This window comes from Tardiphaga sp. 619_E2_N8_4 (assembly GCF_051810905.1).
In the GTDB taxonomy this organism is placed as follows: Bacteria; Pseudomonadota; Alphaproteobacteria; order Rhizobiales; family Xanthobacteraceae; genus Tardiphaga; species Tardiphaga robiniae.
Map to the genome: position 1 here is coordinate 4417273 of NZ_JBPWQJ010000001.1, position 15308 is coordinate 4432580.

General features: G+C 58.8%; 11 protein-coding genes. 3 read left to right on the forward strand and 8 right to left on the reverse strand.

Going from position 1 to position 15308, the window contains the following annotated elements:
• Positions 1-90 precede the first annotated feature (90 nt).
• Together AB8A23_RS21255 and AB8A23_RS21260 are read left to right on the forward strand one after the other, a co-directional pair.
• Positions 91-1215, forward strand: coding sequence for a metallophosphoesterase (locus AB8A23_RS21255; RefSeq protein ID WP_439060481.1), 1125 nt, complete (start codon positions 91-93; stop codon positions 1213-1215).
• Positions 1216-1523: 308 nt separating this feature from the next.
• The gene (locus AB8A23_RS21260) at positions 1524-3002 is read left to right on the forward strand and encodes a PAS domain-containing protein (protein ID WP_439058302.1); all 1479 of its coding nucleotides are present in this window, start codon (positions 1524-1526) and stop codon (positions 3000-3002) included.
• Between the two features lie 181 nt (positions 3003-3183).
• Here AB8A23_RS21260 and AB8A23_RS21265 read toward each other — a convergent pair whose 3' ends face one another.
• Positions 3184-3366: a hypothetical protein gene (locus AB8A23_RS21265; RefSeq protein ID WP_439058301.1), complete on the reverse strand. Its 183-nt coding sequence runs from the start codon at positions 3364-3366 to the stop codon at positions 3184-3186.
• Positions 3367-4862: 1496 nt separating this feature from the next.
• Here AB8A23_RS21265 and AB8A23_RS21270 point away from each other — a divergent pair.
• Positions 4863-8804: an autotransporter outer membrane beta-barrel domain-containing protein gene (locus tag AB8A23_RS21270; protein ID WP_439058300.1), complete on the forward strand. Its 3942-nt coding sequence runs from the start codon at positions 4863-4865 to the stop codon at positions 8802-8804.
• Positions 8805-8903: 99 nt separating this feature from the next.
• Here AB8A23_RS21270 and AB8A23_RS21275 read toward each other — a convergent pair whose 3' ends face one another.
• The 7 genes from AB8A23_RS21275 to AB8A23_RS21305 all read right to left on the reverse strand — a co-directional run bounded on the left by AB8A23_RS21275 (position 8904) and on the right by AB8A23_RS21305 (position 14322).
• On the reverse strand, positions 8904-9221 hold the full coding sequence (locus AB8A23_RS21275; RefSeq protein ID WP_439058299.1) for a hypothetical protein: 318 nt from the start codon (positions 9219-9221) through the stop codon (positions 8904-8906).
• A 30-nt stretch (positions 9222-9251) separates the two neighbouring features.
• A complete protein-coding gene (locus tag AB8A23_RS21280; RefSeq protein WP_439058298.1) occupies positions 9252-10241 on the reverse strand; it encodes an HAD family hydrolase in 990 nt (329 codons plus the stop codon).
• Positions 10242-10243: 2 nt separating this feature from the next.
• Positions 10244-10621: a DUF1622 domain-containing protein gene (locus AB8A23_RS21285; protein ID WP_439058297.1), complete on the reverse strand. Its 378-nt coding sequence runs from the start codon at positions 10619-10621 to the stop codon at positions 10244-10246.
• A gap of 105 nt (positions 10622-10726) precedes the next feature.
• Entirely contained in the window at positions 10727-12271 is a 1545-nt protein-coding gene (locus AB8A23_RS21290; protein ID WP_439058296.1) for an arylsulfatase, read from the reverse strand.
• Positions 12272-12365: 94 nt separating this feature from the next.
• Positions 12366-12827 carry a YidH family protein gene (locus AB8A23_RS21295; protein WP_439058295.1) on the reverse strand — a complete coding sequence of 154 codons (462 nt, stop codon included), beginning with the start codon at positions 12825-12827 and terminating at the stop codon, positions 12366-12368.
• Positions 12828-12841: 14 nt separating this feature from the next.
• Entirely contained in the window at positions 12842-13351 is a 510-nt protein-coding gene (locus AB8A23_RS21300; protein ID WP_439058294.1) for a hypothetical protein, read from the reverse strand.
• Positions 13348-14322: a formylglycine-generating enzyme family protein gene (locus tag AB8A23_RS21305; RefSeq protein WP_439058293.1), complete on the reverse strand. Its 975-nt coding sequence runs from the start codon at positions 14320-14322 to the stop codon at positions 13348-13350. The genes AB8A23_RS21300 and AB8A23_RS21305 overlap by 4 nt, the downstream gene beginning before the upstream one ends.
• Between the last annotated feature and the right edge of the window lie 986 nt (positions 14323-15308).

Consider the following 15308-nt stretch of genomic DNA (forward strand, 5'->3'; position numbering starts at 1 on the left):
AACAAGCGCGCGCCCTTCGCGCGCGATTGCGGTATCGCACCGGCATACATAAGTGCTCCTCACTGCGTCGATCCATTCTGGAGAAGCCCGATTTTCCATCTCATTTTTGGCCTTCCCTGGCTGCTCGTCGTCACCCGCTTCCTCTGGCCCCTTCATCTTCCACTTGCTGCAAAACTTGCGGTCGCGCTGCTTCTGCTCGTGGCATCGCAATTCCATTTCTGGAGCAAGCTCTCGTCGGGTTCGGTGCTCTGTCCCGAATTTCCCCGCCCGGTTGTTGTCCTTTTCAACTGGGCCTTCGGCGGCATCATTCTTCTCGCGCTACTGCAACTGCTGCTGGACGCAGCGACGCTCGTCGGTGCGCTGATCCCTGGTGGTAGCTTCAGCGCACCCGACGGCTTCCGGTACGCGATGGCGGGTCTGGCGGCCTGTCTGGCTGCGATCGGCGTGATGCAAGCCACACGAATTCCGCCTCTGAAAGACATAGAAGTACGCATCCAAGGGCTTCCGCGGCAATTCGACGGTTATACGATCCTGCAACTGACAGATCTTCACATTAGCCGCCTGTTTCCCGCCGCATGGGCGCGTGCCGTCGTGGAGCGCTCGAACCTCCTCGGCGTGGATCTGATCGCCATCACGGGAGATCTAATCGACGGTACGCTCGCCGTCCGACGCGCGGACGTCGAGCCGCTTCGGGACCTGCGCGCGACCGACGGCGTTTACATGATCCCCGGCAACCACGAATACTACTTCGGCTACGCTGCCTGGATGCAACACTACGCTTCAATGGGAATGGTCACGCTGGAGAACAGGCACGTCGTTCTCGAACGCCGCGGCGGGCGGCTCGTTCTCGCTGGCGTCACAGATCGTGCAGCGCGCGGCGGCGGCTTCACCGCTCCGGACATCAAGGCCGCTGTCAACGGTTCCCCCGACGGCGCTCCAGTCATCCTACTCGATCATCAGCCGAGCGAAGCTCTGCGCGCCGCAGCGCTCGGCGTGAAACTCCAACTTTCCGGACATACGCATGGTGGATTGATCGTCGGGCTGGATCGGCTCGCCGCGCGCGCCAACGCGGGCTATGTCTCCGGCCGCTACCAGGTCGGCGGGATGACGCTTTACGTGAACAACGGCACCGGGCTTTGGCCGGGATTCGCGCTACGGCTCGGACGCCCGCCGGAGTTAACACGGATCACCCTGCGACGTGCCGAGACCACCTGACATCGAAACGACAGCCACATTCGAAGGGCGAAAGGAAGTTAGCGATCACAACATAGGCCCCCCCAAAAAGCCCATTGAATCCGCCAACCGTGATCAGTGTGTCAAACTTCGGTAGACAGCGCTCAGTCGTGCGCTTCGCGTCAGACGCGGACGGCCCGGCTAGGTCAGTTTTTGACCAAAGCAGCCATGAGACCAGCTATAGCCATTTCCCACTTGTGTGAACGCGCCTAAAATGGTGAGGGATAGCCGTTCCGCCGCATTGGAACAGGTGCCAACAATATTGAGGGGATATGGCCGTGAGGGGCTCGGTGTCTGACGAACCTTTCCCGTTCGGCGGCGGTGAAAATGGCGCTCTTATTCGCGCGCTAGATTGGTCCAACACCGGCTTGGGACCAATCCCCGAGTGGCCCGAAAGCCTGAAGACTACGGTGAGCGTATTGCTGCGCTCCCCAGTTCCCATTGTGCTCCTGTGGGGATCGGACGGCATCATGATTTACAATGACGCCTATTCTGTTTTTGCAGGAGGACGCCATCCCCTCCTGTTCGGGTCAAAGGTGCGCGAAGGTTGGCCCGAGGTCGCCGACTTCAACGACAACGTCATGAAGACGAGCTTGAGTGGGGGTACGCTTTCGTACCGCAACCAAGAACTGACCCTTCATCGTTCAGGCGTTCCTGAGCAGGTCTGGATGAACCTCGATTACAGCCCAGTGTTGGGCGAGGATGGTCGTCCGGAAGGCGTTCTCGCCATTGTCGTGGAAACAACGCAGCAGGTTTTGGCCGAGCGAGCTTTAGCGATCACTGAGGAGCGACTACGTCAAGCTCTGAACGCTTCTGGGATGGTGGGGACGTTCAGTTGGCATGTACAGTCCGACACCTTCTATTCCGACGCGCGATTTGCTGAGATGTTCTCGGTCGATCCTGCCAAAGGAGATAAGGGTGCCCCCTTGTCGGATTATCTAGCTGGCGTTCATCCCGAGGATGTTCGGCGGATCGCCGATGCCGTGAACCACACTGTCCTCACTCAAGAAAAATATGCTCAGGAATACCGGCTTGTTCAAAAAGACGGGAGCATCCGCTGGGTCGAGGTGCGCGGCGAGTGCCTGTATAGCGAGAATGGTAAGCCTGATCGCTTCGTTGGCGTAGTGGTTGACGTAACCAATCAGAAGAATGCGCAAGAGCGTCAACGGTTGCTCGCTCGCGAAGCGGATCACCGAGTAAAGAATATTTTTGCCAATTTCCACGCAATGATTAGCCTGAGTGCTCGGAGTGCCGGAAGCCCAAAGGAGATGGCTCAAGCTCTTCGTGGCCGATTGGACGCGCTGTTACGAGCCAAGGATCTTGTCCGTCCAGGTATCATGGGTACTGAGCACGAGAGCGAGCAGACAACGATGGACACGCTGGTACGCACAGTGTTGCAGCCTTATGAAGATGGCTCGCCTGACCGCATCGTCATAAGCGGACCCAATGTGCCAGTGGGGGCAAAAGCTGCGACGGGCCTTGCTTTAGTATTGCACGAGACGGCGACGAATGCGGTCAAGTATGGGGCTCTGTCTCGGCCGGATGGTTCGATCCATGTCACATGGAACGCGAGCGGTGACTCCTTCAGTCTGGACTGGGACGAAACTGGCGGTCCCGAAATTAATATAAAACCGCAAACGCGCGGCTTTGGTAGCACTCTCATCGACCGTAGTGTGACCGGAGAACTGGGAGGCCGGCTCGAGCACGAATGGCGAAGACATGGTCTTAGGCTAAAGCTGAGTATTCCGCTGGAACGGCTGTTAATTTGAGCATGCATAAGCTCGATTCGTATCCGCGACATCGCTGTCGCCATGGAAGCCGTCATCAGCGACCTCGATGACGAAACGCTCCCGCTGCACGGTTCATTCGAGCCATCTCGTCTGTTCAGCTAAAGGGTCTTTCGGTCAAGGGCGGGAAGTGAATGACGGATCTCCGCCCAAGGCGTCAAGATCAGGTTTTGATCGACCAAGTACCTTTATTGATGTCGAACTTGATTGCGCCCTCGTCTCGCATCTTCAGCAGGAGCGACTGGCAGGCTTCCTGGTTCGTCATGTTGGCGCGCTTCATGACTTCGAAGATCTTCATCGGCTTTTCAAGAAGCGCGCTCATAACTTTTTCTCGATCCTTCAACATCTATCGTTCCTTTTTCCACTGCCTAATATTGCACAGATGATCTCTGGGCGATCGGCATAATTGTCACGAACGAAGATTCGTGCGGATGCGCGCTTGGCATCGGCCCGAATTGGGCGCGCCCAATGCTGCATCGAACGGTCGAATCAAGCCGAGACCGGCATGAAGACCATCAAGGTGTGCACTGAGAACTAACCTTCTCTAAGCTTCTGCCGCCTAAACTAGCGGCAGAAGCACGAGCCCCGGGCTTCAAGGAACATTGCTCACGCAATTTAGTTATTCGAAAAGCCGGATACCGTTCCCCCAAGATCACATAGAAGTCCGGTCAGGCCCGACGGCATTGCCCCCGATGACGTTGGGCCGTCTGCTGGAAAAAACCTGAGATGCCCGTGTGGCGGCCGACGATGTCGCGTGCGAAATCCGAGTGGCGATCTAGCCTACGATGACAGAGGGGTTGCGCGTTGGATAGCGAACTTCGCGTCATCAAGTGATTACAGCGATCTTCAAGATACTTCGTCTCAGACCGATTGCCGAAGAGGCAATAACCTTTGACTATGTCAGCTATCAGGGCCGTCGTTTCACCTGACGATCAGCAACATGAAGGAGCAACACGTCAGCGCATCGCTCCGCACGAACGATGGAATTTCCATTCGCGAAATAAAATACAAAGCGCTGGCATTCGCACACGCAGAGCGCGAAAGTTCATAGCTGAAAAACTACAAGAAAATCACAGGTAAGACTTGATGAATTCTCTCGACCAAGCATTTTTACTTAGAACCGACGCTCGGCTCGATGCTGTCCTGAACAGGGTTCATCAGGAGTTTATGGCCTCGCCTTCCGGAAAGCCGCCAACCATAAAGACCGCTTATGGGTGGTTCGGTCATTGGTGGACGTCGGTTAATCCAGAGAACTTGTCAAAGGAGATCGCTGTCATCGTTCTGGCGAACGCGTCTCGTAGAAACGGCATTCTTCCTGGTCGGGAGACAGCCACGTTTTTAAGGCTCAACGAGTAACGCGTGCCTCATCAAAATCCGATAACCGGCATCGACTTTCCAGAAGACACCGATGAGCCGATCGTGTCGGTGGGGGATGAAGCTGCGCGGACTATATGTCCGCATCCCTGACCATTTAGTGGCTCGACCGACACACTGACAGACGGAAATGATCGCCGGAGTTGCATGACACAATTCCGTCTACTTCGACCAAGCAAATAAGCAAATAATAAGGCCGAGAAACGGTCGAATACGAGCCTGATGAGGCTGATGCCGGCGCCAGCGTAGAACACCGAGAGCGCCCTGACTTAAACATGACAGCGTTCGAAAGCGCCTTGAGGTGCAACGATGACGTTTGCGTGGACGGTTCTCAGTTTTCTAAGGCAGGGCTTATCAAACATCGCGATGACTAATAGCGACCAAAGCTATCATCGCCCTGCCCGGTCACAACTTCTGATCTCGGCCCACTTGCAGGACTGCCGACATACTCAATCTCGGCGTATGGCAATGACAAACGTGCGCAAGGAAGAATCGCATACTGGGGCGATTTCCCAGCTACTTACGACCATCGCAGCCCTGCTACATCGCTATTTTCCAATGCAGAGGATGATGCTGGGTCCCGGGCGATCATCGGTTCGAGTGAGCGGTTACAGCGCTTCTTCCGTTCTCGCAACGGGCCTGATCGCCTCGCTCGCCGGGGAAGGTTCCGCGCAGACGGTTTGCACGACCGGTAACACGCCTTGCACGGTCACCGGGACCATCAATGTTGCGGCGGGAGCGACCGGACTCAGCGATACTGGCCCGAACGTGATGAGCACAGCAGCAGCTGTGCTTGTTAATCTCAATGGCGCCAACACCACCGCATTGCTAGCTGCCCAAGGCGGTACGATCAATTTCGATAACGGCACTGTCAGTTCAACGGTCGCCGCCAGCAATCGAACGGGCTTGCGCGTAACCGACGCCAATAGCGCAATCAACGCGTCCAACGCCGCGATTTCACTAACGCTCGCTTCCGGAACCGGAAACGGCGTTTCGAATCTGATCGGCGTTAACGTGGACAATGGCGGAGCGGCCGCGCTCAACAGCACGACGGTCAATGTCAGTGGACTTTCCAATGGCACTGGAATTGTCGGAATGCGTGTCGCCGGATCCGGCAGTCAACTCGTATTCAATGGTGGATCCGTAACAGCGGCGGGACGTGGTGCGATTGGCGTTCTGGCGGAGGCCGGAGGAGTTGCAATCATTGGTACAGGCGCAACGATCGCAGCGTCTGGCGCGGCGACCTTGTCTGCCCCCGTTACCCGAAGCCACGCTCTCTTCTCGACCGGAGCCGGCAGCCAGATCAACGGGACGGGCATCAATGCGAACTCGGCGGGCATCGGGGGCAATGCCGCACGGGCAGAAGCAGGCGGCGCAGTGTCGCTGATCAGCAGTACGCTCAGCACGACCGGTGCGGGCAGTGAACTCTTCCCGTCCGCTGCCGCGTTTGCCTCCTCAGGCGGCACCATAAGTCTGGGCGGTCCGGGTAGCACCATCGTCACGACCGGTCAGGCTGGCTATGGACTCCACGTGGAGGACGCAGGCTCACAAGCCATCGTATCGAACACGAACGTCACGGTCAGTGGGTCTCGTGCGGTCGGTATCAACCTCTTGAATGGCGGCGCGGCGACGGTCGGCAACAGTGCGATATCCGCAAACAACTTTATCGCCATCGATCTGTTGGGCACCGGTTCCGCGCTCGCGCTTAACAACACGTCCGTCAACACGATAAGCGGCACGGCTTATGGAATTAGAGCGAGGTCAGGCTCCGAAGTGGTCATCAACGGCGGTTCGATTACGACGCAAGGAGCGAGTGCCGCCGGCCTTTTCATCGGCAGTTCGACGGTGACAGCCAACGGACTGAACATCAGAATCTACGGCGACAACAACGCTATGGGCGCGCTTGCTGATGGCGGCAGCCGCGTGGAGCTCAATGGCGGACAAGTGACGACGAGCGGCAATGGCGTAGCTGTAGCGGCCTTCCCGCACGCCGTAGCATCGCGCAATCCTGGGGGGCAGTTGATTGCCAACGGGACGCCGCTCACCACGCTTGGCAACAGGGCCATGGGCGCCGTGGCCGATGATGGCGGCACAACGACCCTTAACGGAAACCCGATCACGACATTCGGTACCCAGAGTCTTGGATTGTTCGCCGTGGTCGAGCAGACCGGTCCGCAATTCGCGGCTTCGGTTGTAGGCAACAATCTCACGATCGAAACCGCTGGTGCTCTGGCGCATGGGGCTCAGGCCCAACAAAACGATCTGGCGGCGCAAGCGCTGATCACCCTCAACGACTCATCACTGACGACACATGGCGCTGGCGCGATGGGTCTTCGGGCCATTCTTTCAGGCACAGTCATTGCGAACCGAACCATGGCATTGACCGAAGGCCTTGCTGCGCATGGCGTGGAAGCGAGAGATAACAACAGTTCCGTGACGCTCAATAACAGCCTGATTACGGCAACCGGGCCCAACGCCCATGGGGCGCTCGCGAATAGCGGCGGACTGGTTGTGGGAAATGCAACGATGGTTCGGGCGATGGGCGCCAACGGATCGGCACTTCATCTCGCCGGCGCCCCCGGTTTTGTTTCCAATGCCAATTTTAACGGCAGCACTCTTACCAACGTCAGCGGTCCGACGATCGGTGTCGCCGGTGACGGCAATGTCACCCTTACCGGGTCGTTCGCGTCTGGCAGCGGCCAGTGGCTGAGAGTTGGAACGCTTAACAACTTCATACCCCTGGCCGCGCCCGACGCTCCATTATTGGGAGTCGGAGACCCAGAAGGGCTCGATCCGCCGCCGGTGATCCTCCCTCCACCCGCGGCCCTTCCGGTCGTTCCCGGACTGGCCAATGTGACGTTGAGAAATTCGACCGTGATCGGCTCTGCCTTCACCGCGCCAGGAAGCGTCTCGAGCGTTACGCTGCTCGACAACAGCACCTGGATCATGACCGGCAGCTCGAACGTCACCAATCTGGTCAATGACCCGAGCCTGATCCAGTTCACGCCGCCGACCGGAGACGCCAATCTGCTGTCGAGCTACAAGACGCTCACGACCGTGAATTACGTCGGCATCAACGGCATCATCGGTCTGAACACCTATCTGGGCAACGATAGCGCGCCATCGGACCGCCTCGTGATCGACGGCGGCACTGCGACAGGCCTGTCACCGCTGCGCATCGCCAACACCATCGGCCGAGGCGATCTGACCCGAGGCAATGGCATCCTTGTGATCGATGCCGTCAATGGCGGCACGACCGCGCCCGGCACCTTCGTCCTTGCGGGTCCTGTCTCGGCCGGGCCGTACGACTACACGCTCCATCGCAGCAGCATCGTCGATGCCAGCAACCCCGATGACTGGTATCTGCGCTCCCGGATCAATTGCGCGCTGGAGCCGACGAACCCGGCTTGCGCCCAGCCCTCCCCGGACCCCGCAAATTACCGACCCGAGACGTCGCTCTATGCAGCTATTCCCTCGATGGCGCTCCTCTACGGACGTTCGCTGCTGGACACGTTGCATGAGCGCGTTGGCGAAGAAGAAGACCAGCGCAATCGCCCAAATCCGGAGAACGGAAAAGTCGGCTGGGCGCGCATCATCGGCGTCACCGGCCACCAGAATGGCGACCGGCTCGGCATCTTCGGGAGCGGACCGCAGTACAGTTATTCGTTCGGTGGTCTTCAGGGTGGCATGGACGTCTATCGACACGACAAACCGGATGGCAGCCGGGACCAGGCCGGTGTCTATTTTGCCATCGGCAACGACCGCGGCCGCGTGACCCATATCAGCGGGGTGCAAGGCAATAGCAATTTCGATGCCTACAGCCTTGGCGGTTACTGGACCCACTTCGGGCCACAAGGCTGGTACACCGACACGATCCTTCAAGGGACATTCTACGACGTCGATAGTAGCGCCCATCGGGGACTGGCGACACTCAACACCAACGGCCAGGGTCTGGCAGCATCGGTCGAGGCCGGGCATCCGTTCCGGTTTGCGGACGGCTATTTCATCGAGCCGCAGGTGCAAATGATCTATCAGAGCATAGCATTCGCAAATGCGAGCGATGGAGCCGCACTCGTCCGCTTCGACAACGCCGACTCTCTGCTCGGCCGCATCGGTGCCCGCTTCGGCCGCACCTGGTCGATCGATGGCGGGCCGCGCAGCGTGACTGCATGGATTCGGCCCAATCTCTGGAACGAATTCCGAGGCAATCCGGTCACATCATTCTCATCCGAAGCCGGGTTCATTCCCTTTCGTGCCGATCTCGGCGGCCTGTTTGGGGAGCTTAATATCGGCGCCAGCGGACAACTTTCAGCCGACGTCACTCTTTACGCCAACGCGTCGTATCAGGCCCGCTTCGACGGTGCAGGATCGGCATATGATGGCAAAGTAGGAATGCGTTTTGCTTGGTAAGCGCCTGCAGTCATCGGGATGTATCTCCCCAAGACCATTCTAAGACCATTCTGACGGCCTCTTGCAGTTGCAATTTTCATAGATGCTTTGCGTGTCAATTCAATGTTTCAGCCGCATTTCTATGACATCGATTGCAAGCAAATCGGTGTAACGACGCTCGACCGTTTCGACGTAATCATCGGCAAAGTGTGCCCCGCTTTCCTGTGACAGCGCTTGCCAAGCTGCTTGTTTCTCAGCGCGGCACGACAATATTGCCAAGCGCGAGACAACGAGTGCGCTTTCCGCACTTTTTGCGTATCGGGTTGCCGTGGCATCGGCACAGGCCCGCCATTTCTTGATCGCAGGTTTCGAGTCTTCCTCTGCTATCGCGGCAAAAGAGACAAGGCATAAGATAGCAGCAAGCATCGGCCTATACATTCGTTTGCTCCTTAGATTGCGCCTTCGAGATCAAGGAAAAACCGTCTTCCAGTCCTGCTTCATGTCGACGACTGTCCAGCCCTTCGCGGTGCCTTCATTCAGCGCCTTGTCGAGCTTGCCGACCTTCGACTGCCGGTCATACGCGTACTCTCGCTCGGCGTCGGTATGATGCACAATCCCCATGAAACGCGCGCCTTTACCGGCCGCCGTCCATTGCAGCATCTGGAGATCACCATCGGAATTGCCGAATGCAAAGATCGGACGGCGGCCGATGAAGCGGTTGATGCCGACAGGCTTTCCTTGATTGTCGTCTACGAACTCGATTTTGGATGTCTTGCGCAGCGCCGGTTTCCCATCCGCGCCCATCTCGAATTTGACGACGCCACTGGAGCCGATCACCTGTTCGGGCGGAATGCCGTAGACCTTTTCCATCCATGGCCGCATGAACTCGACCCCGCCGCCAGAGACGACGAAGGTCTTGAAGCCGTTTGCCCGAAGGTAGGCCAAAAGCTCCAGCATAGGCTGGTACACAAGCTGCGTGTAGGGACGGCCGAAGCGCGGATGCCGCGCGGTCGAGATCCATTCGACGACCGACTTCGAAAATTCATCCGTAGTCATGCCGCTATGGGCGGCGGCGACGATCTGCAGCATGCCCCTTTGCCCCGAGGCCGCGAGCGCTTTCATATCTCCGTCGAGCAATGCCTTGAAGGGCTGTTGCTTCTTCCATTCCGGATGCTGCGGGGCCATCGCCTTGACACGGTCGATCGCGAAGGCGGCCTGGAAATAAGCGGGCTGTTCGGACCACAGCGTACCGTCATTGTCGAAGGTGGCGATACGCTCGGCGAGGGGCACGAAGTCCGGACCGCCCTCCGTCGTCACCCGCGAGACGAAATCCGTAATGGACTTCTTGACCGCACCATCGTTCCACGACTGCAGCGGATCCGTCGACGGCTGCGCGGCGGCCAGGTCAATGACCGACAACGCGAACAGGAGGGCCAACAGGCGTCGTCTGGTGGGCATCGTCAATTCCCTCCTACCGGCTTCGCCGGCGCTGCGCCTGTCTCGCGCTGCCGCCCGCGCACTTCCTCCAGATCGCGATCGAGGAAGTAGTTGAGGAAGGTACGGATCAGCGCGACCGCGGCGATCCGCCCTGTCGCGTTCCAATCGGTCGTGATCGAAGTCTCGACGATGTCAGCGGCAAGCTGGAACGTCAGCCCCGCCACCAGCCAGCGTGCATAGCGCAGCCAGACGTCGCGCCGCTCATGCCCGGACGGCGACCCCAGCATCGCACGCATGCCGCTGAAGAAGGCCTCCACCGTGCCCACGACGATGATGACGAGCGCCAGCGCATCAATGAGGACGATGGCGTTCTCGGTCGCATAGATCAGCCACTCTTTCATGCGTCTTCATTCCCGCTTCGGACTGAACGTCGCCCCGACCGGCTTCGAGCGGACGATGTCTATGCCGTCATCGTCCGCTGTCGCTCCACGATTGCTGCGCGCTGTTCAGTTCTTCCGGCCCCCCTCCTGCAACGCCTGCAATGCCTTCTCAATGCTGAGTGATCCGGAAGCTTGGCTTGGCGGGTAATCTTTGAAGGTAGCGAGGAACTGACCCATGATACCCATGGCGGGCATCATGACCCACAGTGCCTTCCCCCACCATTCGCCGTAGGACGTCGACTCGGTCTGGTATCGCTCCCACGGGTCAACGCGCAGGTTGGTTACGAGCGGGACATTGGTAGAGTCTTCCTTGCCCGTGAACAGGTTGCCGACGATGGTCTTGAAGGTGATCTTCCACTCGTTGTAGCGCACGGCCATGAGGTCGGCGTTGTCGCTGAAGTAGAAGAATTCCCGGCGGGGACTTTCCGCTACCTTTCCTTCGAAGAACGGCATGAAATTGTAGCCGTCGAGATGGTTCTTGAAGGTCTTCTCTCCGGCCTTGTAGCCGGTGAGCAGCTTCGCCTTCAGATCCGGATCACCGCCGGCCGCCGCGACGAGGGTCGGCATCCAGTCTTCGGCCGACACGATTTCGTTGATAATGGTGCCCGGCTTGATGACCCCAGGCCACTTGACGAGCATGGGGACCCGGAACCCCCCTTCGTAGACAGTGCCTTTCTCGCCGCGGAACGGATGATTGCCGCCATCGGGCCAACTGAAGATTTCAGCACCATTGTCGCTGGTGAACATCACGATCGTTTCGTCGGCAATGCCGAGTTCGTCCAGCTTGGCGAGCAGCTCGCCTACGACCCAGTCCAACTCGGCCATCGCATCGGCAAACAAGCCATAGCCGGTCTTGCCGTCCCATTGTTTGGACAGATGCGTCCAGGAATGGCACCGCGTGGAGTTGTGCCAGAGGAAGAACGGCTTCTCGGCCTTCACGGAGCGCTCAATGAAGTCGCATGAGCGCTTCACCAGATCGGCGTCGATGTCCTCCATGCTCACCTTTGCGGCGGGGTCCATGCCCGGATGCGGCGGAAGTGGACCGGCGTCGGTGATCTTCTGTTTGCCGACGCGGCCCCAACGCGGATCCTCCGTTGCATCGTCGACGTCTGTAGCAACGGTACTGATAATGTTGCGCGGGCCAAACTTTGTACGGAATTTCTCGTCTTTCGGATAATCCGGGTAGTAGGGTTCTTCCATTGCATTCAAGTGGTAGAGGATACCGTGGAACTCGTCGAAGCCGTGGACCGTAGGCAGATATTCGTTGCGATCGCCCAGATGGTTCTTGCCGATCTGCGCTGTCGCATAGCCGAGGGGTTTAAGGAATTCGGCGATGGTCGGATCCGAGTCCTGCAGGCCCTGTTTCGCCGCCGGCAATCCGACTTTCAATAATCCCGTCCGGAACGGCGTCTGCCCCGTGATGAATGCCGCGCGTCCCGCAGTGCATGACTGCTGTCCGTAGTAGTCGGTGAAGAGCGCGCCCTCGCGCGCGATACGGTCTAGGTTCGGAGTGCTGCCACCCATCATGCCGCGGTGATAGGCGCTGATGTTCCAGATGCCGACGTCGTCGGCCATGATCATGATGATGTTCGGCTTGCTGCTTTTGGCCATTCGATCAACTCCCATTCCTACATCTGTCGAATTCGAGGTCGCTTCTGGTCTCAAACTGATTGTCGTCTCGACGGGACGCGTCGGCGCTCCACTTTCAACCGAACGGCCCGACCTGGAACATCATGCTGACGATGGCGGCGATGCCGATGAACAGCAGGATTACCGCGGTGATCAGTGTCAGCGACACCGGAAAGCCGCTCTGGGCGTGGATCAACCCGTCGGCAGCCATCATCTTCCGCTCTTCACGCAGTTGGACCATGAACTGCAGGTGATAAATCAATCCGCCGATCAGCATCAGGATGCCGAGCGCCACCAGCGTCACGCCGAAATTGCGCGCGGGAGCGCCGTGCGTGATCACGTTCTGGTCGCGCAGTTTCTCGAACACTTGCGAGATCGTGAAGCCGAACGAGATCAGCGACAGTGACGTCCGGATCACGGACATCAGGGTGCGATCCGCGCTCATGCGCGTCCTTTGAAACGACATCCCGGTCCGACGCGACGACAGTTCGACCGATATCTGGTCGGCGGGGGACTTGGAGGACACGCTTTCGATCATCGAACGTCCTTGTGTTACATAGCCGTGCCCGTGCCTGTTCGCGCGAACCACCAACGAGCAATCAACTCGACGATCCATCGGAAGACGAAATATGGAATGACAGCGAGCATGATCGCCATCATCAACGCTTCCACCGGGTAGAAACGGTCGAGCACTTTGAATTGGTAGATCACGTCCATGCTGATGCCGAGCAGCACGATGCGCGCGACGGATGTTACACCTTCCCGCAGCCGCCCCGTGGAGGCGTTACGGTCCCACCAAGCCGACCAGAAGAACGAGCGGTGGCCGAGCCGTGCATCCCGGATGCCGTCGGGGAGTGCCGCCAGCAGCGCCATCGTCGGCTGCAGATAGAAGCGGAACGTCATCGGTCCGTGGAGGCGCTCGAAGATGTCCACCCAGAACCGACGGTGGATTTCCATCGACCACCCGTATCGGTAGGCGCCGAGCAACAGGAGGACGACGGACAGCACGATCGCGGCGGACGTCAGGAGGCGCGCGAACGCTGAAGTAGGAGCAGCCGTCATGTCATGCCCCGCACGACACAGCGAAATCCCAGATGGCTGGTTGATGTGTCCACCTGCTCCGCATGCCGCGCCGCTGGCCGGTAGCGGCGGCAATAGTTCGGCGCGCACAGATGCGACCCGCCCTTGATGACCTTGCGCGGAATCCTGATGTTAGGCTGGGCCGGGTCGTAGCTGCCCTCTTCCCGAGCGCCGCGCGGGTTTTCCGGAATACAGCAGGCCTTGGGCGCATCAGCATCATGCTTTGGCGCATACCAGTCTGTCGTCCATTCCCAAACGTTGCCGATCAGGTCGTGAACGCCATAGCCATTCGGCGGGAATGCCGTCACCGGAGAAGTGCGCTCATATCCGTCCGTGTTCAAGTTCTGACGGGGGAACTCACCTTGCCAGGTGTTGGCCATATGGACCCCGTCCGGCGTGAACTCGTCGCCCCATGCGAATTCAGCACCCTCGAGACCGCCGCGCGCCGCGAATTCCCATTCGGCCTCGGTCGGCAGATCTTTGCCTGCCCACTGCGCGTAGGCCAAGGCATCGGCGAACGACACATGCACGACCGGATGATGGTCGAGGACGTTGATGTTGCTCTTCGGTCCGTAGGGATGACGCCAATCGGCCCCCTTCATGAATTGCCACCATTGGCTCCAGTCCCGCAGATTGGTTACATTCTGCTGCGGCGCAAACACCAATGAACCGGCGTACAGCATGTTCGGCAGCGCACCCGGATAGTCCTTCGGGTCCGGCGGAAGTTCGGCAAACGTCTTGTAGCCGGTCGCTCTGACAAACGCCTTGAACTGGCGGTTCGTCACTGGCGTCCGGTCGATGCAGAAGCCCTCCACCTTTACTCGGTGAACAGGGGCTTCTTCCGGGTAATGGTCATCGGATCCCATACGGAATATGCCGCCCGGAACCCGGACCATGTCCGAGACGCCGACCGGCCGTTCAATCTGTTCCGGAGCGGCGTCCGACAGGGTCATGACAGGCTGCTCCCGGCATCTATCGGCAATAATCCCAAAAACCTTGGGTGCGCGATGGGTCCGTGTAGTACCAGCACATCCCGGGTGCCGGAGGAGTGCCTGCCCAGGCTGCAGCAGTCGCGGCGGTTACGACTCCAATTGCAGCTCCCGCCGCTATCGCGCCGCCCCTCGGCCAGCCGTAGGGACGAGCCCATCGAACGCCGCCCCCGGCATACCCGGGACGCACCACGGCTCCTCGGCGAACAACCGTTCTACTGTGATACACTCCGCCTCTTGGGCCGACCGCCGTTCTCGTACGCACCGCAACGCCTCCGCGCGCACGCACCTGCGTTACGTCACTGTCATTGCGAACTTGCTGTTGGAGGCCGCTGTCTGAGCTGAATGCAGATGCGGGTGCAACATTCAACACAACGCAGGCGCAAAAAATCGCGACGGCGCATGTTGATCTACCGAAAAGTTTCGGCGGACGACCGATGAGGTGGATAGAGTCCATCACGAACGAATGCATTTTCGACCCCTTTCAAGATGCAGCACACTTCAGGAGAGCTATCTCGGGATATCGCTTTTGTCCGCGACCGGACGCAGTCATCTTCGGATTTGCTCCAGTCTGCGCATATTATCTCGGACGTCAATCGTGGAAATACGCTTCATTTCGTGAGGCTACATGTCGCGCCGCACATTTAAAGCACGCGCGAATGCGTAGTCATTTTTATTCAACTGGACGCGTCCTATTGCGAGGATGGAACAGACCATTGGGTCATTTCGGGAAACTGGACCCTGTTGTAAGAGCGCAGAAGCTGTGACTACATATTGCCCATTCGATTGGCCAATGAAGCGAGCGTTTCCATCATGCTGTGGGGGTGACAGGTGAGACGTGAAATCGGTGCGGCGGCTCTTGTGTTAATAGCGATCTCGAGTACCCCACGTTCAGCGAGAGCCGCTGAAGGAGCGACTGGCGCCTATTTGCTGGGGACACGAGGGCCTGG